Source organism: Candidatus Lariskella endosymbiont of Epinotia ramella (assembly GCF_964019805.1).
In the GTDB taxonomy this organism is placed as follows: domain Bacteria; phylum Pseudomonadota; class Alphaproteobacteria; order Rickettsiales; family Midichloriaceae; genus Lariskella.
Genome location: NZ_OZ026472.1, coordinates 296,105 through 317,711 on the forward strand (window position 1 = coordinate 296,105; position 21,607 = coordinate 317,711).

Genomic DNA, 21,607 nt, shown 5'->3' on the forward strand with positions numbered 1-21,607 from the left:
AGGATTTTAATCAATTTATATGGTTATGCAAGAGGTCTAATGTTGTTTTTGAAATGATGGCACTACTTGCTGGAATAAAGCGAACCTCTAAAGATGAATCCACAGAAAACACACCATCAACACAAAAAACAAATATATTAAGTTTGCTGAGAGAGGTTTATACACAAACTGCATCTCTAGAGTATCAGCTTATAATGTTGCCTTTCTTTTATGACGGGAAAATTGAGTTCTGCAAGATTTATATCAAGAATGAAGAAGAAAAAAAAGATGACGATAATTCTCAAAATCCAGATAAAACACTAAATTTTAAATTAGAAATAGATTTGCGTAATCTTGGACCAATTGTCATGGATGGCAAATTCACTAGTAAGTCTGGCCTACGAAAGTTAGAGTGTGAAATCCAAACAGAACATGGATTCCCATATTATGTTAAAGAGGAAATACATAGCGCTTTTTCCAACTGTTGTGAGGCATTAACACTGCAAGGAAAAATCTTGTTTTCACATATTCAACATCAAGAATTTGATGCTCAGTATGAACATGTAACCGATGATTCAGAAGATGCATATGAACATAGAAAGTATGATGTAGTAATGTAACTTGCATAGCATTCATAGCTCATGTAAAATATCAAAGCTATATTTGCAAATTTCCCTTATCATTAACAAACTCCTAATTCCCAACTAATACATTAGTTTAATTGCAATATACATGCAACAAATGGCACAAATAGATGAATAAAGCACAACTTGAATATCCATACGGACTAAATGAGCATCAGATGGATGCTGTTTCACACATTGACGGCCCAATACTTGTTCTTGCAGGAGCGGGCACAGGAAAAACAAAAGTGCTTACAACTAGAATAGCACACATTATATCACTTGGCGCAGCTTCACCAAATCAAATACTTGCAGTGACATTTACAAACAAAGCTGCAAGCGAGATGAAATCGAGAATCAGAAGCTTTGTTGGTGACGTTGTGGATGGAATGTGGATCGGGACTTTTCACTCTATAGCTGCAAAGATATTGCGTTACCATGCGAGTAAAGTGGGATTGTCAAATAATTTCACAATCATTGATACTCAAGACCAATTGAGAATCGCAAAACAAATTCTAAGAGATATTGGTATTGATGAAAAACAGTATCCTCCTAAACTAATGCTATACATCATCGGCAGATATAAAGATAAAAGCTGGACACCAGATAAAGTTCCAGAATCTGAAGTTGGTGGGTTTGCAAGAGGGATGATGCGCCAGCTTTATGCGGAATATCAAAATAGGTTGTTATCACTTGGTGCTTTGGATTTTGGTGATCTTCTACTATATAATGTAGTTCTTTTTAATGAAAACCTTGATGTCGGATCATATTATCAGGAAAAATTTAAGTATATACTTGTAGATGAATATCAAGATACAAATGTAATTCAGTATTTGTGGCTACGAATACTGACGCAAAGCAATAGTAACATATGCTGCGTTGGAGATGATGATCAAGCAATATATGGATGGCGCGGCGCTGAAGTTGCGAATATACTGAGATTCGAGAAAGATTTTCGCAATGCTAAAGTTGTAAGACTAGAACAAAATTATAGATCCACATCTTATATTTTAAATTGCGCCGCTCAACTCATCTCAAATAATAGATCAAGACATGGCAAAACCTTATGGACAGCAGATTCTCATGGGGAAATGATAAAGCTATACAGCTTCTTTAATGATAAGCATGAAGCAAGATTTGTAGCAGATGAGATAGATGTATTGCATAGATTACATAAACAACCACTTTCAGAAGTCGCAATCCTTGTGCGCGCGAGTTATCAAACAAGAAATTTTGAAGAAAGTTTAAACGCTTTTAGAATACCATATCGTATAGTCGGAGGTACAAAATTTTATGAGCGCACAGAAATTAAAGATATCATTGCGTACATAAGATTGCTTGTTAACTTAGATGACGGTCTTGCACTAGAGAGAGCAATCAATATTCCAAAAAGAGGAATAGGAGATGCAACAATGCAGCAAATATATGAGACATCAAAAACTCATAGTATATCTTTATTTGCAGCAGCATCCAATATGGTGGAAAATCAAACTATCAAGGGGAAAACAGCTGCCGCAATTCTATCATTTTTTGAACAACTGGCACGCTGGAGAAGTTTATTGAACAATATGAATCACACAGAAGTCATAGATATCATGCTTGACGAAAGTGGATATAAGCAAATGTGGAAGAATCAAGATACAGAAGAATCAAAAGAGCGACTGGACAATATCAAAGAATTAGTAAATAGCATTAAAGAGTTTCCAGGTTTGTCAACGTATTTAGAGCATGTAAGCCTCCTTGGAGATACAGACGCGATTTATAATGATGATAAAGTGAACGTAATGACCATACATGCCGCAAAAGGACTAGAATTTTCTAATGTTTTTCTTCCTGGATGGGAAGAAGGGTTATTCCCTAGTGCAAGAACGGTCTCAGAATCTGGAAATACCGGAATAGAAGAAGAAAGACGCCTTGCGTATGTTGCAATCACAAGAGCTAAAGAAAGACTATACATTTCATATGCAAATACCAGAAGCGTATATGGGTCAATTCAATCTTCCACGCCATCTAGATTTTTAGATGAGCTACCTAGCGAAAGCTGCCAAGATATGTCAGAACTGCTGATGAAGAAGAAAAAAGATATCAATAACGCTCAACGAACAAAACAGCCAATCAATACTCAATCTGGTAAGAAAGTAGAACATAATGTGTTCGGAACTGGAATAATCTTAAATGTATATGATAGTATAGCTCAAGTCCTATTCGATCGAACAGGTCTCAAAAAAGTTTCTATAGATTATTTGAAAGATTGTGAGGAATAATATAGTTAGCTAAAATGCAAAAGATCCCTAAACATATCGCAATCATCATGGACGGAAACGGGCGCTGGGCTCTACAAAATGGACTAAGGAAGGAAGAAGGACACAGAGAGGGAATAGTAGCGGCAGAAAGAATATTAAAAGCCTCCATAGCAAATGGCGTCAAATATTTAACACTATATGCTTTCTCTTCTGAGAATTGGGCAAGACCAAATAGTGAAGTGTCAAATTTAATGAACTTGCTACATAAGTATTTACTAAATAACACAGAAGATCTAATATCCAGTGGCGTCAAAGTAATATTCATAGGAGATAAATCAAGCTTAGATCCTGCAATACAAGAATTAATGCAAATAGCTGAATCTTCCTCTGCACATAATAAATTTCACCTAGTAATTGCTATTAGTTATGGTGCAAGAAATGAAATAAGAAATGCTGCGCTCGAAATGTGTAAATACGTTATTTCAAATAAAATTGAGCCTAACACGATTACAAGCAAGTTATTTGATAACTTTATGAGTAGTGATATTCCAGATCCTGATCTGCTTATAAGAACGGGCGGCGAAAGAAGGATTAGTAACTTTCTGCTATGGCAAATTGCATATACTGAACTCTATTTTAGCGATAAACTATGGCCTGCTTTTTCTGAAGCTGATTTGATTGATGCAATTAAAGACTTTAGCTCTCGTGATAGAAGATATGGAAAATAGAAAACATCCTAGCAGCTTGAGAAAAAACTAAAAATCTATATTAACTTCAATTTGATATAAGAGCTAATTTTTGTACATTTAACTTTCAGCAGAAATTTATTTGTGTAGTAAATCGATTTTTGACAGACAGAAAGACTTTCTAGTTCTTTTTGAAGTATGACGAAGAATATATCTCAAGTATTATAGCTCTTATAAAGTACGCGCACCCACAGAAGTCTCAGAAGCAGCATAAAATGCTGCCACGAGTGTTAAAATAGCGCTTTAAATCCGTAATAAGCACAAAACCTTACGGATTTTGTGAAAGTAGTGTTTGCGCGCGGCACAGGAGCAATTAATATATCCAAAAATTAGTGCATGGCAGCTCCCTAGCTAATTTTTGTACATTGAACTTCTCTGCAAAAATTGATTTGCTTGTGCAAATAAATTTTTGGCGGATGGACTATAAAATATAAAAATTTATGCCAATCACAAAAACTATCTGCATATTTTGTGGAGCAAAAAAAGGTCGTAATGACAGAATTATTGAACTTGCAACAATTGTTGGCAAAATAATCGCAAGGAAGAATATAAATCTAGTATGCGGTGGTGGCAACACAGGTCTTATGAGCATTGTAACTGCAGCAGCTGTCTCTGAAGGTGGTTTTGTAACAGGTATTCTTTCTGATGGTTTGAAATCTGAAGTTCCAAATACCAATAGCACAAAACTCATTAAAACACCATGCCTGCAAACTAGAAAAAAAGTTATGATTGAAATTGCTGATGCATTTTTAATATTACCTGGGGGATATGGAACTTTAGATGAATTTTTTGAAATTATGGTATTATATAGAATTGCTATGATCAAAAAACCAATAGTGCTATTCAACTATCTAGGATTTTGGGATGATATAATAAAGCAGATGGATCGAATACAACAAGAAGGATTCTTAAGCCAACATGACAGCAAAGCACCAATTATAGTAAATAATATAGAAGAGTTTCAAAATTGGCTTTCAATTTTTGACTGCATTAGAGAGAAATAGTATTATAACGCTTTAGCCATATAGCACTGCCTTCATCAGTGCATACTAAAAATAGATAATCGTCAAAACGCAATGTTTGAAAGTTGCCGTGATTCACGGCTTCATGTCAAAGCTCCCTAGAAAAAATAGCAAAGTTTTTGCTAAAAACACTACATGAGCTTTATATCTTTAGTTTCTATCTAAATAGCACTTGCAAGCAGATGAAGCTTTTAATGTCATAAAAATCTTTTACTTGACCTTAAACATAAAGCTCCCTGCTCTTTTCAACTGACTATTATAGCTAAAGCGTCATAAAAAGATTATGACAAATAGTTTGTAAAGAGTTCATCAAGCGTACAGTTGGTATTACGTCGAATTTGTTTAGCTTGGGCCCATTTTTTCTCAATAGGATTTAAATCTGGAGAATATGGAGGCAAATAAAGCAATGTGTGGCAAGAATTTCCAATCAATTGCTGCATATCAACACCTTTATGAAAAGTTGCATTATCCATTACAATCACGCAATTTGGGGGAATATTGGGTAATAAAATGTTTTCCACCCAACATGTAAACACTGATGTATCAACCGATCCTGTTAGCAACCCAATAGCAACTAAAGTGCTTCCCATCAAAGCCCCAATAGCATTCGTTCTTGTCTTTGGCACCCCAATCATGCTTGCCATAGCAACGCCGTCCCTTAATCGAATAACCATGTGTTCTAGGCATATCGTGAGCAAAGCCGCTTTCATCAATATAAACAATTTGCTTCCCTTCATTTTCCAAATCAGCAATCCTTTGGCAAAACATAGATCTTTTTTCTGGATCCGCTTTTGGATGATTTAGAGTTTTTTTTATAGCTAACACCTAAGCGATATTGCGCATCTCTTATCCCGGTTGTACTAGCACACAGGCGTGCTGCCCTTTCATAGCAATAGCTATCTGGATACTCTTCTATATCCTTCTTGAGTGCTACAACGTCTATTTTGCTCCATTTCTTATGCCTATACTTTTGTGGTTCAATATTTTGACTCCAACGAAATATTGCAGCTTTGGATATTCCAAATTTCTTCGCAACCTCAGAAAATGATAACTCTTCTTTTGCCTTGATCTTTAATATCTTTTTTCTGAATGAGAGCGGATAGGTCATTTTTTTCTCTATAGTTATACCTTTGATAGCATAGCATAGCAAATCCTTCACTCATACTCCTTTTATAACGCTTTTGCTATAAATGATTTATCAAATGCAAGGTTTGGTAGTTAAAAATAAATAATTTGGAGCTAAGAAAGAGACACATACTCCTCTTTCTCCATATTATAGAACATAAGCAAGCATACTTACGCTAAATAAGTACCCATAAACATAGTCTCACTTAAACTGACATGTTTGTTATAAGTAAAAACATAATTTATTGTTAATTCGCTCATCCGCCAAAAATTATAATTTGCCATGTACCGCGCGCAAACACTACTTTTACAAAATACGTAAGGGTTTTGCGTTTATTATAATATTTTCTTACGGATTTAAAGCGCTATTTTTGCGCCCAAAGCACTATTTCATGCGCACTTTCGAGACTTTTATAAGCGCACGTACTAATTCATCAATCAAAATTTGATATAGATCTACTGAATTACTGCTGGTCTTTCAGATGAATTTACACCACTACGAGCAAAAACTATAATATCGTCTGACAGTGCATCGCTTGAATCAACGCTTACAGTAGTGCTAGACTTTGTTTTTTTATCAAGCGTTTTTTGTGTATTTTGTACAAGCAGCTTATGATGCGTCCTAGAGCCATTCAACATAGGAGTTTTAGTATTAGAATGTGCAGCATAAAGCACGCTTGGAGCAGATTTATTGACTGTTTGCCATGCGTTCTTTACTTTCGCATAGTATTCTTCCCCTTTTTCCTTGCTTCTGGAATGATACATTGCTATTGCTCCTCTCCAGTTTCTAGTTTCTGCAAAGTTTTTTGATAAAAAATAAGCAGCATAAGCTATATTATAAGTTGGATTAAGAGCATTTTCAGGTTTCTTGAAATGATACTTGCCATGTACACGCCAATTCACCTGACCACATCCTACATCTATATTCTCAATTCCACGTGCAAGAGAAGACTTAAAGAACGCTAAAGCTTCTGCTTGCGTTTTAAAGTAATAGCTTTTACCGTTTATATTTAGAGACCAAGGATGTGGCAACAGCTTTTTCTTACTTTTGCTCCATAGACCGGATTCAACTAGAGCAATAGACTGAAGCAAACCTCTAGGTAAACCATACTTTTTTTCATATATAGAAATAGCACTAACACAGTGATTGTGATCTTGTGGCTCAATATTCTGAGCCTGATTAACTACAGGAGCGCTATATATAGCATTATTTAGATCTACTACAGCAGCATTCTGGTGCAATTGGCTTTTTAAAGAGTTATTGCCTATCGCTACATTTTCTGATGCGTAACAAGTAGTATAAAAGCACAAAATAGAATGGAATATCGTAATATAAATAAAACGTAAAATATAATTATACACCCTCATCGTCCTACATTTTTTGATGACAACCTTGCGGGAGGTGATTATGCGATAAACTCACAGTGAAGTCTACAAATAAAATGTGAATATTAATGTCATAAATGTAAGGAGTCCTAAAATTCAGGCTTCAGATATCAATAATATATTCTTTTGATGATTAATACGATAATTTTTTATTCTTCATGATAACTTTGCTTGATAAGCCTTTGCAGCAGTAGGTTTGAGCAACATTGTCGCATTAAATATATTAAGCATATATTAACAAATCGCTGCTAGATCTCAAATTTTTATCTTGATATGATAAAAATTCAATGAAATAGAGTTTTGTTGCAAATTTAGCGAGTGTAGATATTACAAGCAATAATATAGTACTTCACACCTTAAAGATAATCATGTGTACATCGCAGGTAAATGAAGAGTTGATATTATACAAGCAATATATTTAGTAGAAAGATATATTTTATCTTGATGAGCCATTGAATTTTTCACTTTTTGCACTATCTAAAACAGTGTCATTTCACTTATATACCGTAGATAAATAAAGAGTTGATATTTATTATGTATATATAAAGTTAGCCTTCAAAAAGAGCTATGAAGAATTGTAGCGCGTGTGTATATAAAATACATAATGAGCTTTTTAAATGCGCCAATTTTGAAAAGTATAAGGAATATATAAGGCTGCGAAACCACATGTGACACAGGGTAAGATGTAGTTCTGTGGCTCGTCTGAAGCAAGATATTGTACTTTTTATATTGCAAATTGGCTGATTGTTTTGCATATTAAGGAGCTTTTGCTTGCAACCTTTTATTAGCATATTGCTGGTTGTAAGTTTGAAAAATTAACAGGATTAAAATTAGGGAGAACCTGTGCAACAAGATTATTATGCTCTACTTGGAGTCAGTAGAAATTCATCTGCCGATGAGATTAAAAAAGCTTATAGAAAGCTTGCAATGCAGTATCACCCAGATCGTAATCAGGGGAACCCAGAAGCTGAAAAAAAGTTTAAAGAGCTAACAGCAGCATATGATGTATTAAAAGATGAGAATAAAAGAGCTGCTTACGATAGATATGGCTCTGCTGCGTTTGATGGCATGCAAGGACAGCCTGGAGCTGGGTTTTCACACGACTTCTCAGATTTTGCAGACATATTTAATGGAATTTTTCAGGATTTTGGTGGAGGACCAAGAGGATCTGGCAATAAGAGAAAAACTAAGGTACGTGGCTCAGATCTGAGATATAATCTATCTATTACTCTTGAAGAAGCTTGCTCTGGTAAGAAATACGATATTAAGTATAAAACTGCAGTACGTTGCGAGAGCTGTACAGGGAGTGGCAGCGCTGACAAAAATAATGAAAACATGTCGTGTTTAGCATGCGGAGGAAAAGGTGTAACAGTTTCACAACAAGGATTTTTCATGGTTGAAAGAACTTGTTCAACGTGTGGAGGAGCGGGTGTTGTAATTAAAAATCCGTGTAGAAGCTGTCACGGTCAAGGTAGAATTGAAAATGAGAAGAAGATTACTGTGAATATCCCAGCTGGTGTCGAAGATGGCATAAAGATCAGAGTTGCTGGAGAGGGCGAATGTGGAGTGCGTGGCGGAGCTGCAGGTGATTTATATATATTTATTAATATCTTACAACATCCTATTTTTGAGAGAAGAAAAGATGATCTTTATTGTACTGTGAGTATAAAAATGACTACCGCAGCGCTTGGTGGCGCAATTCAAGTAAAGTGTTTGGATGGTTCTTTGGTTAAAGTCGCTGTACCACAAGGAACGCAGTTTGATACGCAATTGAAAGTGACTGGAAAGGGCATGCCAATTTTAAAATCAAATAAATTTGGCAATATGTTTGTGCGTGTTAAAGTGGAAGTTCCTTCAAATTTGACAGCTCGCCAAAAGGAATTGCTGAAAGAATTTGACAATGAATACACAAATGCACAGTCCGAAGATGAAGGTTTGTTTAGTAAGGTAAAGAATTTTTGGAGTGAGATAACAAACGATAAGAATGACAATAAATAAACTATTGTGTTTATAGTTTTATATATACGAAAAGCAGTATCTACAGCCAAAATAATTATTTAATAAATAAGAAAAAGCTGATGTATACCGCAAGTAAGTGAAGAGTTGGTATTAAACTTCAAAAAGAGCTAGAAGAATTAATATGCAATGTATAACGAAATATATAAAGATCATTTTCACAAGACGTCAATTTTGAAAAGTATGATGATTATATATATTGATGTGTGTACCTGATATTAAATAATATAGCTGGTTACATTTTGTCTGAAAAGCATGTGGGAATTTTGCAAGATTAATGATGATAAAAAGATTGCCTAGTAGTACAGTGAGTATTTCTGCTTGCTCATTTGTCGAATTATGCGCTGGACTCAAGTAAGTGCACGCGCGAGGATTGGAGGATTGTAAAAGCATGATTTTTTAGAGCGCAAGTTAATTTCTGAATCAAATACTTTTATATATTTAAGATAAGATTGGAGTTTAGCTGCACTAAAAACACAAGCTACCATGCGCGTACTTAAATTTTAAAGAAAAGAACTAAACTAAAGTATTCTGTTGCTTGGGAAGTTGGTATTATATGGAAAATCATGCCAAAGTAGTCTGCACAATAACTTTACAGGCAGCGCTTATAATACAGGTAATATCTTGAATATTTAATTTTACATGCTAATTCTGTATTTAATTATTGGAAAAGTTTTTGACTTGCGCTAACATTCTCAAAAATTTCTATTTGTTTTGTCTCTATGCAGTAAGTTATGAAAGCTATTTTTATCATGATTTTGCTGTTTTAGAGCTTCATATTTAATCTAATTAAATTTCATGTCAGAAGAATTGCAAGGAGAGTCTTATAAGACGTTGCGCCCTACAGTCCCAGCACTAGAGGAAATGTTGCAGAAAACTTTGCCTGTGCTAGATCATGGGTTTGTAAGGCTTATAGACTATATGGGAGATGATGCAGCTATAGTGCAAGCTGCACGCGTCTCTTACGGCCGCGGGACAAAAAGAGCAAATGAAGACAAAGGCTTAATAAATTATTTGATGAGGCATTCTCATACCACGCCATTTGAGATGTGTGAGATAAAGTTGCACATAAAGCTTCCTATATTTATAGCACGTCAGTGGATTAGACATAGAACTGCAAGTGTGAATGAATATTCAGCGCGTTATTCTGTTTTAGATAGAGAGTTTTATATTCCAAAGCGTGAACATTTAGCAAAACAATCTTCATTAAATAAACAGGGACGCGATGCATTGCTCTCTGATCACGAAGCAAATGAAGTGCTAGAGCTTCTAAAACATGATGCAAGCATGCTATATCGCAATTATATGCGAATGCTGAATATGGATGACGCAACTGGTGAAGTCATAGATCAAGGAAGAGATGGACTTACTAGAGAACTTGCAAGGATGAATCTATCACTAAATTATTATACACAGTGGTATTGGAAGATAGATTTACATAATCTGCTGCATTTCTTGAAACTGCGCGCTGATCCTCATGCGCAGTTTGAGATTAGAGAATATGCTGGTGTAATACTAGAACTTGTGAAGAAATGGGTGCCATACACATACGAAGCTTTCAGCAATTATAAACTCGGTGGGGCTCACATATCGGAAGCTGCGTTAAATGTGATAAGAGCGATGATTAATGGTAAGATTGTTGCTCAAGAAGAAAGCGGCATATCTAAACGTGAATGGTCAGATTTGATGGCTTTGCTTGGGAAATGAATTAACTTAACGAGAGCTGTTAGTTATGTTAATTATTTTATAATGGATAAATTATTTAAATAAGTGCAAAAATTGAGCCGTGAGCAATCTTACTAAGGTTTTTAAAATCGATGTTTTTGCAGAGTAGATATGTTCTATATTCATAGTGATTAAACATCATAAACTAAAAATAATTATCTATAAGTAACTTTTACATTTTGTTTTATGTTTTATTAATGAATATGCAAGAAAGTTTAAATGATTATTTTGGTACAAGAGAATTAGAGCTATTGCAGAAATATTCTGAACTACTGCTGCTCTGGAATAAAAAAATAAATCTTGTCTCCCGCTCTGTCTTGACATATGAAGATCTAATTCCACATATATTAGATTCTGCACTTTTGAGCAGATTTATTCAAAATAAGCATTTTAGTATAGCAGATATAGGAAGCGGAGGTGGGTTTCCTGGAATGATACTTGCAATACTCGGCTATAATTGCGTATTATTTGAGAAAAACAGCAAGAAGACTGCGTTTTTATTAGAAGTCAAGGGAATGCTTAAAATTAATGCGCAAGTGGTCTGTGGAGATGTTAGAGATGCAAAAAGCAGTGTATTTGATGTGATAGTATCAAGAGCATTTTGTGATACTGTGATGCTGCTTGATTATACGAAACACATTGCTGGGCAAAATACTAATTATCTGCTACATAAAGGAAAGGATTGGCAGAAAGAAGTAAGTAGCCTTATGAGAGATTGGCATTTTGATCTCGAAAATTATAATAATATTCATAAGCCGAATTCTAGTATTATATCGATTTCTAATCTGCAGAAAAATAGACATGACGCGCTCTAAGATCATCGCTATTGCTAATCAAAAAGGTGGAGTGGGTAAAACCACTACTGCTGTTAATTTGTCCACTGCGCTTGCCGCGGTTGGAAGTTCTATATTACTCATAGATTTTGATCCACAGGGGAACGCTAGTACAAGCGTTGGTCTATCAAACCAACAAAGAGAGAATGATGTATATAAATTATTGTCGCATGGACTTGCAGTAGAATCTTCTATAGTAAAAACTCAGATTCCAAACCTTGATATTATTCCAGCAACTGTCGACCTTGCCGCTATAGAATCTGAAACTGCTGATCTTGATGGAAGGGAGTTTTTGCTCAAATCAAGGCTAAGGCATATGAATGCAGATTACGACTATATATTTATAGATTGCTGCCCTTCTCTTGGACTTCTGACAATGAATGCATTGGCAGCTGCTCATTCCGTACTTATTCCTTTGCAATGTGAGTTTCTTGCGCTTGAAGGACTTGCACATCTACTTAATACTGTACAACTTATAAAATCGGCAGTAAATCGTGACCTTTATATAGAGGGTGTTTTGCTAACAATGAGTGATAAGCGAAATAGGTTATCTCAACAAGTTGCAAAAGACGTAAGAGAAAAATTGAAAAAACTAGTGTATGATACTGTTATACCAAGAAACGTCAAATTGTCTGAAGCTCCTTCGCATGGCAAGCCAGCAATTTTGTATGATTTTGTATGCCTTGGCTCCATAGCTTATATGATGCTTGCAAAAGAATTTTTAGCTAAAAATACTTATTAATTAACTAGCATGTAGCTTAGGTAAGCACTGCAGCCCTGAAAAGAGAGCATCAAAAAGATCTGATGATTTGTCACAACATATTTTGGTTACTTCTCTTTTTGTACTGCCTCTCTTGAGAAGAGAAGAATTGGTATTTAACTTACGCACATACGAAGTGAGACTTCAAAAAGGGCTAGGAAGAACTAAGGTTGCATGTATAATCAATCAATACAAGCACTGCCAGCAACACCTATAACAAGCGATCTTTAAAAGGCGCCAATTTTGAAGTATGATTTAGTATGCATGTAGATATTAAAAATAATTTACTATAATGACAACTGAACGTAAAGTCCTTGGTAAGGGATTATCAGCATTGATTTCTACAGATGCAGCATCACTGCTGCAGTTAGATGAAAGAAATCATGAGCATATGATATATATCTCGATAGATGATGTGGAGGTTAATCCATACCAGCCGAGGAGTACTATGACAAGTGATGAACTTCAGGAGTTGAGTGATTCTATCAAAGAATATGGAGTGCTTCAGCCTATTTTGGTTGCTAAAGGCAAAAATAAGAGATATTGCATAATTTCCGGCGAGAGAAGATGGAGAGCTTCTATTATTGCGGGTCTCAAGACAATACCTGTGATTTTTAAGAATTGCTCCGATCTTATGCTTTTGCAGATTGCGATCCTTGAAAATATACAGAGAGAAGATTTAACTCCAATTGAAGAAGCAAAAGCATATCAGCAATTAATAGATCAATTTGGTTATACACAAGATCTGCTTGCAGAGAAGCTGAACAAAAGCAGAAGTCATATAGCAAATATGATAAGACTACTAAGGCTTCCTCAAGAAGTGCAAGGATGGGTCGATCAAAATCAGATTTCTGTCGGGCATGCAAAAGCTATATTCACAAGCGATGAGCCTGTAGAATTCGCAAAGCAGGTTATAGACCGTGGACTTAACGTGCGGGAGACCGAGCAACTTGCAAGAGCAAAAAAAGTTAAGAAAGATTCTGTAACTGTGACTCGTATTAAATCTTCTGAGAATATTGGAAACGCTCCTGAAGAAAAAGATCTAGATTTACTATCACTGGAGGAGAAAATGTCCAATAATCTTGGTTGCAAAACTGAGATAAAGTTAAGTGGTTCTTCTGGCTCAATCACACTATCATTTAAAACATTGGAAGAATTTGACATATTGGTTTATGCTCTCTGTAGGCAAATTTCTGATATGTCTTAATGTGTCTGTCCGTCAAAAATCTCTTTTGCCTCTCGCAAATAAATTTTTGCGGAAAGTTAAATGTACAAAAATTAGCTTGGGGAATGCCATGCACTAATTTTCGGATATATAATTTCTAATAGTTGCAAATATTACTTAATAAAATCCATAAGGTTTTTGGCAATTTTGCCACTTTTTCTGCTGGATTTTGCCTGCATCATAATTACTTGTAGGCCAAGATAAATCCTTGGGCTTCTTAGAATTATGACGCAGGCAACTTTTTATTTAAGTGCAGCTTTATAGCTATATACTTTGGTTTAATATAAAATTTAGCTGCACTTAAGGGATACATTATATATTATTAGCAATATACATACTTTCCTTCTTGTGATTTATGTTTTTGAAATGCGCTGATAACCGGTTTTATTTTGAAGGTTATGTCCTTGTATTGCTGCATTATTAATTTTTACTCAAGCGGGATTTTGATAAAATACTAATTTAACAAGGGGAATTCGGCCAATGCCAAAGATTGTGGTGGATGGGTTAGATATAGAAGTAGAGAATGGGACTACTGTTATTCAAGCATGTGAAATGCTTGGTATAGAGATTCCAAGATTTTGTTACCACGAAAGACTGGCGATAGCAGGAAATTGTAGGATGTGCCTTGTTGAGGTTGAAAAGTCTCCAAAGCCTGTGGCCAGCTGTGCTCATCCTATATCAGATGGGATGGTTGTGCACACAAACACTCCACTGGTGAGAAAAGCACGAGAAGGTGTAATGGAATTTTTACTTATAAACCATCCGCTAGATTGTCCAATATGTGATCAAGGTGGAGAGTGTGATCTTCAAGATCAAGCCATAAAATATGGAAGAGGCGTCAGTAGATATAATGAATGTAAGAGAGTCGTAGAAGATAAAAACATAGGTCCATTGATCACTACACATATGACAAGGTGCATACATTGCACTAGGTGCATCAGGTTTTTAGAAGATGTCGCAGGAACGCAAGAGCTTGGAGCGCTTGGTAGAGGTGAGCATATGAAAATCTCTACATGTATCGAGAAATCCATAACGTCAGAGTTATCTGGAAACATCATAGATCTTTGCCCTGTCGGTGCACTAACGTCAAAGCCATACGAATTTAAAGCAAGAAGCTGGGAGCTTCGCAATACAGAAACTATAGATGTGATGGATGCAGTTGGCTCAAATATTAGAGTTGACTCAAGAGGTAGCGAAGTAATGAGAGTTTTGCCAAGACTAAACGAAGATATTAATGAAGAATGGATTTCTGACAAAACCAGATTCTCATATGATGGGCTGAAATATCAAAGGCTTGACACCCCTATGATAAGGGAAGCTGGAGGTAAGTTTAAAACAGTATCATGGCTTGAAGCTTATCAGGCGATTGGCGCTGCAATTTCTGCTTCGTCTCCTGACAAGATTGCTGCGATCGCAGGAGATTTGATAGATGTTGAAACAATGCTCCTCACTAAAGAATTATTAACAAAAATAGGCAGCTATAATTTCGATTGCAGGCAGGATGGAAGTCTTCTTGGAAATCAGGTGCGTGCATTATATACTTTTAATACTACGATTGCAGGGATAGAAGATGCTGATGCTTGTTTGATAGTTGGTAGCAATCCAAGACATGAAGCGACTATACTTAATGCACGTCTTAGGAAGGCATGCATACATAATGGCATGAATGTTGCATTGATCGGAGAGCAAGTTGATTTAACGTATAGGTATAAGCATCTAGGTGTAAACCCATGGATCTTAAAACAGATAGCAGATGCCGAGCATGATTATTTTGCTGACTTAAAGAATGCAAAGAATCCGATGATTATAATCGGATCAGGTATTTTGGCTCGCCCTGATTATGAAGTATTCCTACATTACGCAAGAGTTATTGCTGAAAATACTGGAATGGTGCGCGAAGATTGGAATGGATTAAATATTTTGCAGCGTGCTGCGTCAAGAGTTGGTGGTTTAGATATAGGTTTTTTACCAGGTTCTGGTGCTTTAAGTACAAAGCAGATTATGACAGATGCAAATATAATCATGTTGCTTGGCGCGGATGAATTAGATTTTAGTACAGTGAAAGAAGATGCTTTTATAATATATCAAGGACATCACGGTGATTTAGGAGCGCATAGAGCAAACGTGATACTTCCTGGCGCTGCTTATACTGAGAAGGATGCAACATATGTGAACCTTGAGGGAAGAGCTCAAAGAACTCGTATTGCTTCATATCCACCAAACTATGCCAAGGCTGATTGGGAAATAATTAATGAGTTAGCAAAATTTTTAGGCCATGACTTACAATATACTTCAATTCAAGATGTGAGAAAGAAGATGTGCTCCATCTCAAATGTTTTTGATAATGTTGGATGTATAGTGAAGAATGAAATGAATATGGAAGCTGTAAAAAAAGTTAGAGAATTTCAGAGTGATGTGATAGAAAACCCTATTCACAATTATTTTATGACTAATTCCGTCTCTAGACATTCTAAGACAATGCTTGAATGTTCAAAAATTTCTTCAGGAGGAGAGAGTTAATTTGTATTATGTGATCTTGAAATGGATAAAAATATACGCAAGCTGATCGCTCAGAATAAGAGAGCTCGTTACGATTATTTTATAGAGCAAACAATGGAGGCTGGAATCGTACTTACTGGCACAGAGGTGAAGTCATTGCGCAATGGTAAAGTCAGCATATCAGAATCTCACGCGACGCAGATGGAGGGTGAGATCTATCTTTTAAATGCGCATATTCCTGAATATACCGAGGGCAACAGGTTTAACCATTACCCGCTGCGCCCAAGAAAGCTCTTATTGCATGCAAGTGAGATTAAGAAGTTCATAGGCCTCATTAAGAAAAAAGGTGTTACCCTTGTCCCTCTCAACATTTATTTTAACCATAGAAACCGAGCAAAAGTATCTCTAGGAGTTGCAGTTGGGAAAAAGCAACATGATAAACGTGAAACAATCAAGCAAAGAGATTGGGAAAGAGAGAAAGCACGCCAGAAGAGAAGTGATGCCAATTCTTGAATAGAGTTTGATCAGTATATTCGCATAATTTAGAAATAACCTCTAATTCATAAGCATAATTTATGTGAAGGTTTAGATTCGATTAAGGATTCGCGGCAGATTAGATTCAAAAAAGGTAACTCATGTAATACTCGTGTTTTACTGTACTTTTCTATAGCCATTCTGTTTTCAAGATTTGGCTCTCCGTTCATAATCACACCAAGAATTGGAATCTTGCGCGCGCGCAGTGCATTGATAGTAAGACAAGTGTGGTTAATGGTTCCAATAGTTGTTCTAGAAACAACTATAACTTGAGCTTTGAGTTTTGTTATAAGATCTATTATTAAGTCATTTTCATTCAGAGGAACCATCACGCCTCCAGCTCCTTCTATGAGCAAACGATTACAATCTGGAATATTTTCTAAAATATTATCTAAATTAATTTTAATATTTTCAGAACGTGCTGCTAAATGTGGAGAAGCTGCAGCTTTCAGTGTATATGCTTCAGTATACGTAAAAATTCCTATGCTTTTTATAATATCGCTATCAAGACTTTCACTAGATCCAGATTGTATAGGCTTCCAGTAAGAAAACCCAAAATGAAGACAAAGCCAAGCAGATACAAGTGTCTTGCCAACATTTGTATCTGTTCCTGTGATAAATATTCTCATGTTTATGAAATGCTTGAATGATTTCTTTTAACAGCAATTGAAGATAATTCAAGTTCAAAATATAGAAAGACTCTTTAAAAAGGAATCTAATATCAGAGCTGCAGCAAATTTATCATCTATAGAGTTGCGTTTTTTCCTGCTAAGTTGAGTTTCACTTAAAAGCTTATCTGCAGCTTTGGTAGACAGTCTTTCATCATATAAAGCGACTGGCATTTTGAAAAATTCTTTTAAAGCATTAGCAAATGAAATGATATATTCCGATTGTTGGCCAAGTGTTCCATTCATCTGGCGAGGCAATCCTAGAACAAATCCAATCACTTTTTCTGGGCTTGTTGAGCTTATTATACTATTTATCTCAATAAGATCTTCCTCAATCGCAAAGTGACGCTTCATCACCATGAGTGGCAGAACAACATTAATAGACATGTTACACTTAGCAATTCCTATTTTTTTCTGTCCAACATCGAGTCCTAAAATCACAGAGTTTGGATTGTATTTTATAAGATCAGTAAACTCTGCACGTTGCACAGAATCTTGGTGAAATAGCGCTATCATATCGGAATCTTGCATGCTGAGTACTTTTGAAAAATTATCGTATATACTTGTCATATTTTTCAAAATTGGCGTCGTTAAAATATATAATAAATACCAATTCTTCATTTACCTGGGGTATATGGCACTGCCGGCAAAGCCGCTTGCGCAAACTCCTTTGAACTGATTTTCCATATTATACCAAATCCCCAAATAACAGAACACTTTAGCTGCGTCTTTTCTTTAAAATTTCAGCGCACACAGAACCTAGACTTTGTTGCAAAAGAAGCAACGAGATGCGTATCTTATGTTTATCTGCTAAATAGATAAGCTAAAGAACGAATAAAGCTAGTGAATAAATGGCAGGTCAATATAAGATACACAACTGGTTGGAATATAACACAAATTTAGAAAATGGATGTAACATTTATTTTTTATTTGAATTATATCATCTACCCAGCCATTCTTCATCTCTGCTGATATGTGAATACAGCTCTCTCTCATAACTTTTTATAGCAGACATAGAGGGAAATATAACAGCATCATGTGTAAAAAATTTATTTATTAACTTTGTCAGTGCATCATAAGTGGATGGAAAATCGCATGTAATTATCCTCTCATTTAAAATAGATTTTCTATGAAGTGAGATATAATAAAGATCCACGTCTTTTTTCTGTACTAGCTGCTTTTTTATACCAAAGGCATCGCCATATAAATATATGAGACCCTCTATAAGAAGCTGAGGTGCAAGCCCTCTTTTTATTTCACTAGAGCTTGGTATGTTGCCTGTTTTATAGTCAATTATTTTGACATCTCCGTTTTTTAGCAAATCAACTCTATCTGCTATTGCGGTAACACAGACCAATTTTCCTTCATCTGTTAAAAACTTTATAGTACCTTTTACTTCTGTGACACTCTGCTTTATAGAATTTAGATTTTTTTCTTTGTAACACAAGAATAGATCAGCAACTTGATTTATGTAGTCTTTGAAGAAATATTCCAACACTTGCTGCTTAAGTTGGTCATTTGTGCAAGCGCCAAATTTGCTGTAAAAAAGGGACACAAGATTATCTACTGACGATATGTCTTTCTCTACAGCATTGGACAGTAGATCGTGTAAAATAATCCCAAAACGCTTTTTTGATATACCAGGAGTTGGTATTGGTTCTAATGGTCTTAATTTTAACACATCATGCACGTAGTATAAGTAAGGACTTTTCATCAATCGTTCTATACCACTAACAGATATTTTACTTGGCATAATTTCATTCACATCAATATTAAGAAACGATGTGCAACTCGAAGCAAGTGCTGCAATTTTAAAAATTGGCCTTTTAGCACTATGTCTTGGAATTCTTGAATATTCTGCTCTGACTTTGCTATGATATATCAGATCATCTAAATTAATTTTCTTCATGAGTCTTATATATGCAATTAAGCGATCAATAAATCTTGAAGCTTGTAACGCGCCGCTTTTGCTTGATTTGGAATAAGAAAATAAGACTCGTTTTTGTGCAAGCAAGTGTGCAAAATCAAAAGCTGCATATCCAATTTCTACATCTTTCATTATAATATTGTCATTCTTCTTTGCTCTCACTTCTTGCGATATATATCCGTGATCTATGAGATAACTGGGAAAAAAGGATTCTTGCATCCCCGCTGCTACCACAAAATCAAATTTTAAAAACCTTGCCTCCATTGGAGTCAAAATTTCAACACAATGCTCAGTTTTTTCACATTTACGCAATTCTAGATTTTTCAATAGAGACTTTAATAGCTCATTATAATCCTCTTTAAATAATAAGTTGCAAGTAACAACAGGATTTGATGTAGTGCTGTGCACTAATTCTTCCAAAATATAAAAGTGCTGAGATTCACGAGCTTGAGGGTGTATCAAATGACAAAATGTTTCAAAATGAGCAACGAGAACTTGATTAAAAGATGACGTTTTTTGCATCACGTCTCTAAAGTGCATTATTCTTTCGTAATAGTTCCTTAGTGGTTCTATATCGCAAGACAAATTATTTTTACTAGAAAGTTTGAAATATGAATCTATATTTTGTGTATATTCAGAATGACGTATGATTCTTTTTTCAAACATATATACACTTTCTCGAAGCTCCTCAAATACTATAGAAGATGGATGTTTGAACAATGATAACCAAATCTTAAAGTCAGAACTGCCCTCAGTTGCAGCTTTCAGTATTAATATAAAAAGCTGTATTATATGTGATTGTTCATGCTGCATTGGTGTTGAGTCATCATAGCGAATCACATGCGCATCAAGCAGTGCAGAGATAATTTTTATTACCTCTCTGTTATTTGTTACAATAGCAATCCTTGCATTTTCATCTTCTTGCATCGCAATTTGTACTGCATTACAGATGATTTTTGCTTCCTCAATTTGACTTTTTGCTTCTACTATTTCAACATGATCTAGAGCAGCAACATACTCATGCTGTATTGTCCCTATCAAGTTTCCCATAAGTTCAGGTGGATATAGTATCTGTGATATGAAAAGCTCTAATATATTATGAAATCCTTGGTCTTGCACTTCGCAAGCAACATCTAGTACATCATCTTTATTATTTATAAGAGCGCTTAAATGGTTAACAATATGCCATGTGTAATGTTTTTGATGAACATTCATCGTGCTGAATTTTGCAAAATGACCACTGCCTTGAGCGTCTAATTTGCCAGATAAAAAACTACTTTGTGAATCGCTAACATCAAAATCTAATGATTGCTGTGATGTGTTGGGTTTTATTCGATTTGTATGAAATTCTTGGTTTGTTTTCACAATACTATTACTTGGCGTGCCTTGAATAAATATATATGAGTTCTCAAGCTTGGATATAGCTTTTACAATTTGTTTAATGTAGGGAGTATTATTTGCTGGTAACAAAGCAAATATAGTTTTTTTCTTGTAAATGCTGAGTATCTTTTCTATGCGCTGTGCTGCTATGACTTGTCTTTGTTGTTCTGTAACGACTCCATCTGTTTCTCCACGTTGCTTTAAATTCTCTATTAAGTAACTCAATAGCTGTTCTTTATCACTACCAGATTTTAATAATTCAATATCATATTGATTATGATAATATTCAGATAACGCCCTTGTAATTTCTGCTAATTCTGATTCTTTAAATTTCAATTGATCTTTTGATTCATATGTTTTGAGGCGACAGTTTTCACCTTCCTTATTTATGTAAGCAATATAATCTGTGTAAATAGCGAAGTTTAGTTGTGATTTTTGGAATGTATTTGGTAGTTGCAGTAATTCTAATTCACTTAACTTCTCCTCTCTGCTTATAAGTTCTAACATATTATCCGCAAGATCTGAGTATGAAAGTATAGAAGGCAAGATGCTTAAATTACCTTGTGTTCTTATGAATTCATGGAATTCTCTGATAGATCTATGATTTGGCAGAATAACCAAATAATCTGATAGTGCAAGTTTGGAATATAGTTTAGATGAATATGCTATATAGGATGCGTTTTTTGCTGCTATATTCTCTATTTGAGAAAGTAATATATTGAAAACATTGCGTGTAAAGGGAATACTCAAAAATTTAGCCATTCTTTGTTAGTCACTACTTATTTGTTAATACGAATTGCTGTTTAATAGCACGAGTATATGGCAACTCGGGTAATTTTAGAATATTTGATATAAGTATGAAGGCAGTTTGGATAATTTTGAACGACAAAGTTAGCAACCTATACAAATATGGCGC

At 35.1% G+C, this 21,607-nt stretch carries 17 protein-coding genes; 11 read left to right on the forward strand and 6 right to left on the reverse strand.

Annotated elements, in window-relative coordinates; translation table 11 throughout:
- The first annotated feature begins 56 nt into the window (after positions 1 to 56).
- From AACL20_RS01285 to AACL20_RS01300, 4 genes are all read left to right on the forward strand, one after another.
- On the forward strand, positions 57 to 599 hold the full coding sequence (locus AACL20_RS01285; protein ID WP_339052336.1) for a hypothetical protein: 543 nt from the start codon (positions 57 to 59) through the stop codon (positions 597 to 599).
- A 134-nt stretch (positions 600 to 733) separates the two neighbouring features.
- On the forward strand, positions 734 to 2,866 hold the full coding sequence (locus tag AACL20_RS01290) for an ATP-dependent helicase (RefSeq protein WP_339052337.1): 2,133 nt from the start codon (positions 734 to 736) through the stop codon (positions 2,864 to 2,866).
- Positions 2,867 to 2,880: 14 nt separating this feature from the next.
- Positions 2,881 to 3,573: a polyprenyl diphosphate synthase gene (uppS, locus tag AACL20_RS01295; protein ID WP_339052338.1), complete on the forward strand. Its 693-nt coding sequence runs from the start codon at positions 2,881 to 2,883 to the stop codon at positions 3,571 to 3,573.
- A 458-nt stretch (positions 3,574 to 4,031) separates the two neighbouring features.
- On the forward strand, positions 4,032 to 4,595 hold the full coding sequence (locus AACL20_RS01300; RefSeq protein WP_339052339.1) for a TIGR00730 family Rossman fold protein: 564 nt from the start codon (positions 4,032 to 4,034) through the stop codon (positions 4,593 to 4,595).
- A gap of 299 nt (positions 4,596 to 4,894) precedes the next feature.
- Here AACL20_RS01300 and AACL20_RS01305 read toward each other — a convergent pair whose 3' ends face one another.
- The 3 genes from AACL20_RS01305 to AACL20_RS01315 form a co-directional block, all read right to left on the reverse strand.
- A complete protein-coding gene (locus AACL20_RS01305; protein ID WP_339051861.1) occupies positions 4,895 to 5,350 on the reverse strand; it encodes a transposase in 456 nt (151 codons plus the stop codon).
- Positions 5,351 to 5,358: 8 nt separating this feature from the next.
- Entirely contained in the window at positions 5,359 to 5,772 is a 414-nt protein-coding gene (locus AACL20_RS01310; protein ID WP_339051860.1) for an IS630 transposase-related protein, read from the reverse strand.
- A 422-nt stretch (positions 5,773 to 6,194) separates the two neighbouring features.
- A complete protein-coding gene (locus AACL20_RS01315) occupies positions 6,195 to 7,049 on the reverse strand; it encodes a transglycosylase SLT domain-containing protein (RefSeq protein ID WP_339052340.1) in 855 nt (284 codons plus the stop codon).
- 918 nt (positions 7,050 to 7,967) lie between these two features.
- Here AACL20_RS01315 and dnaJ point away from each other — a divergent pair.
- The 7 genes from dnaJ to smpB all read left to right on the forward strand — a co-directional run bounded on the left by dnaJ (position 7,968) and on the right by smpB (position 16,695).
- On the forward strand, positions 7,968 to 9,122 hold the full coding sequence (gene dnaJ / locus AACL20_RS01320) for a molecular chaperone DnaJ (protein ID WP_339052341.1): 1,155 nt from the start codon (positions 7,968 to 7,970) through the stop codon (positions 9,120 to 9,122).
- A gap of 816 nt (positions 9,123 to 9,938) precedes the next feature.
- Positions 9,939 to 10,847 carry an FAD-dependent thymidylate synthase gene (thyX, locus tag AACL20_RS01325; protein WP_339052342.1) on the forward strand — a complete coding sequence of 303 codons (909 nt, stop codon included), beginning with the start codon at positions 9,939 to 9,941 and terminating at the stop codon, positions 10,845 to 10,847.
- A 221-nt stretch (positions 10,848 to 11,068) separates the two neighbouring features.
- Positions 11,069 to 11,680 carry a 16S rRNA (guanine(527)-N(7))-methyltransferase RsmG gene (gene rsmG / locus AACL20_RS01330; protein WP_339052343.1) on the forward strand — a complete coding sequence of 204 codons (612 nt, stop codon included), beginning with the start codon at positions 11,069 to 11,071 and terminating at the stop codon, positions 11,678 to 11,680.
- Positions 11,667 to 12,440: an AAA family ATPase gene (locus tag AACL20_RS01335; protein WP_339052344.1), complete on the forward strand. Its 774-nt coding sequence runs from the start codon at positions 11,667 to 11,669 to the stop codon at positions 12,438 to 12,440. Before rsmG ends, AACL20_RS01335 begins: the two co-directional genes overlap by 14 nt.
- A 310-nt stretch (positions 12,441 to 12,750) precedes the next feature.
- Positions 12,751 to 13,665 (forward strand): ParB/RepB/Spo0J family partition protein, encoded by a 915-nt coding sequence (locus AACL20_RS01340; RefSeq protein ID WP_339052345.1) that lies wholly within the window; start codon positions 12,751 to 12,753, stop codon positions 13,663 to 13,665.
- Between the two features lie 498 nt (positions 13,666 to 14,163).
- A complete protein-coding gene (gene nuoG, locus AACL20_RS01345; RefSeq protein WP_339052346.1) occupies positions 14,164 to 16,203 on the forward strand; it encodes an NADH-quinone oxidoreductase subunit NuoG in 2,040 nt (679 codons plus the stop codon).
- A 21-nt stretch (positions 16,204 to 16,224) separates the two neighbouring features.
- On the forward strand, positions 16,225 to 16,695 hold the full coding sequence (gene smpB / locus AACL20_RS01350; protein WP_339052347.1) for an SsrA-binding protein SmpB: 471 nt from the start codon (positions 16,225 to 16,227) through the stop codon (positions 16,693 to 16,695).
- Between the two features lie 47 nt (positions 16,696 to 16,742).
- Here smpB and bioD read toward each other — a convergent pair whose 3' ends face one another.
- The 3 genes from bioD to AACL20_RS01365 all read right to left on the reverse strand — a co-directional run bounded on the left by bioD (position 16,743) and on the right by AACL20_RS01365 (position 21,198).
- A complete protein-coding gene (gene bioD / locus AACL20_RS01355) occupies positions 16,743 to 17,345 on the reverse strand; it encodes a dethiobiotin synthase (protein WP_339052348.1) in 603 nt (200 codons plus the stop codon).
- A 54-nt stretch (positions 17,346 to 17,399) separates the two neighbouring features.
- On the reverse strand, positions 17,400 to 17,954 hold the full coding sequence (gene ruvX, locus AACL20_RS01360; RefSeq protein WP_339052349.1) for a Holliday junction resolvase RuvX: 555 nt from the start codon (positions 17,952 to 17,954) through the stop codon (positions 17,400 to 17,402).
- A 370-nt stretch (positions 17,955 to 18,324) separates the two neighbouring features.
- Entirely contained in the window at positions 18,325 to 21,198 is a 2,874-nt protein-coding gene (locus AACL20_RS01365; protein WP_339052350.1) for a PD-(D/E)XK nuclease family protein, read from the reverse strand.
- Between the last annotated feature and the right edge of the window lie 409 nt (positions 21,199 to 21,607).

Coding starts and splice junctions, on each gene's coding strand:
- AACL20_RS01285 (WP_339052336.1), top strand. CDS start 57: ATGGCACTACTTGCTGGAATAAAGCGAACCTCTAAAGATGAATCCACA.
- AACL20_RS01290 (WP_339052337.1), top strand. CDS start 734: ATGAATAAAGCACAACTTGAATATCCATACGGACTAAATGAGCATCAG.
- uppS (WP_339052338.1), top strand. CDS start 2,881: ATGCAAAAGATCCCTAAACATATCGCAATCATCATGGACGGAAACGGG.
- AACL20_RS01300 (WP_339052339.1), top strand. CDS start 4,032: ATGCCAATCACAAAAACTATCTGCATATTTTGTGGAGCAAAAAAAGGT.
- AACL20_RS01305 (WP_339051861.1), bottom strand. CDS start 5,350: ATGAAGGGAAGCAAATTGTTTATATTGATGAAAGCGGCTTTGCTCACG.
- thyX (WP_339052342.1), top strand. CDS start 9,939: ATGTCAGAAGAATTGCAAGGAGAGTCTTATAAGACGTTGCGCCCTACA.
- rsmG (WP_339052343.1), top strand. CDS start 11,069: ATGCAAGAAAGTTTAAATGATTATTTTGGTACAAGAGAATTAGAGCTA.
- AACL20_RS01335 (WP_339052344.1), top strand. CDS start 11,667: ATGACGCGCTCTAAGATCATCGCTATTGCTAATCAAAAAGGTGGAGTG.
- AACL20_RS01340 (WP_339052345.1), top strand. CDS start 12,751: ATGACAACTGAACGTAAAGTCCTTGGTAAGGGATTATCAGCATTGATT.
- nuoG (WP_339052346.1), top strand. CDS start 14,164: ATGCCAAAGATTGTGGTGGATGGGTTAGATATAGAAGTAGAGAATGGG.
- smpB (WP_339052347.1), top strand. CDS start 16,225: ATGGATAAAAATATACGCAAGCTGATCGCTCAGAATAAGAGAGCTCGT.
- bioD (WP_339052348.1), bottom strand. CDS start 17,345: ATGAGAATATTTATCACAGGAACAGATACAAATGTTGGCAAGACACTT.
- ruvX (WP_339052349.1), bottom strand. CDS start 17,954: ATGACAAGTATATACGATAATTTTTCAAAAGTACTCAGCATGCAAGAT.
- AACL20_RS01365 (WP_339052350.1), bottom strand. CDS start 21,198: ATGTTAGAACTTATAAGCAGAGAGGAGAAGTTAAGTGAATTAGAATTA.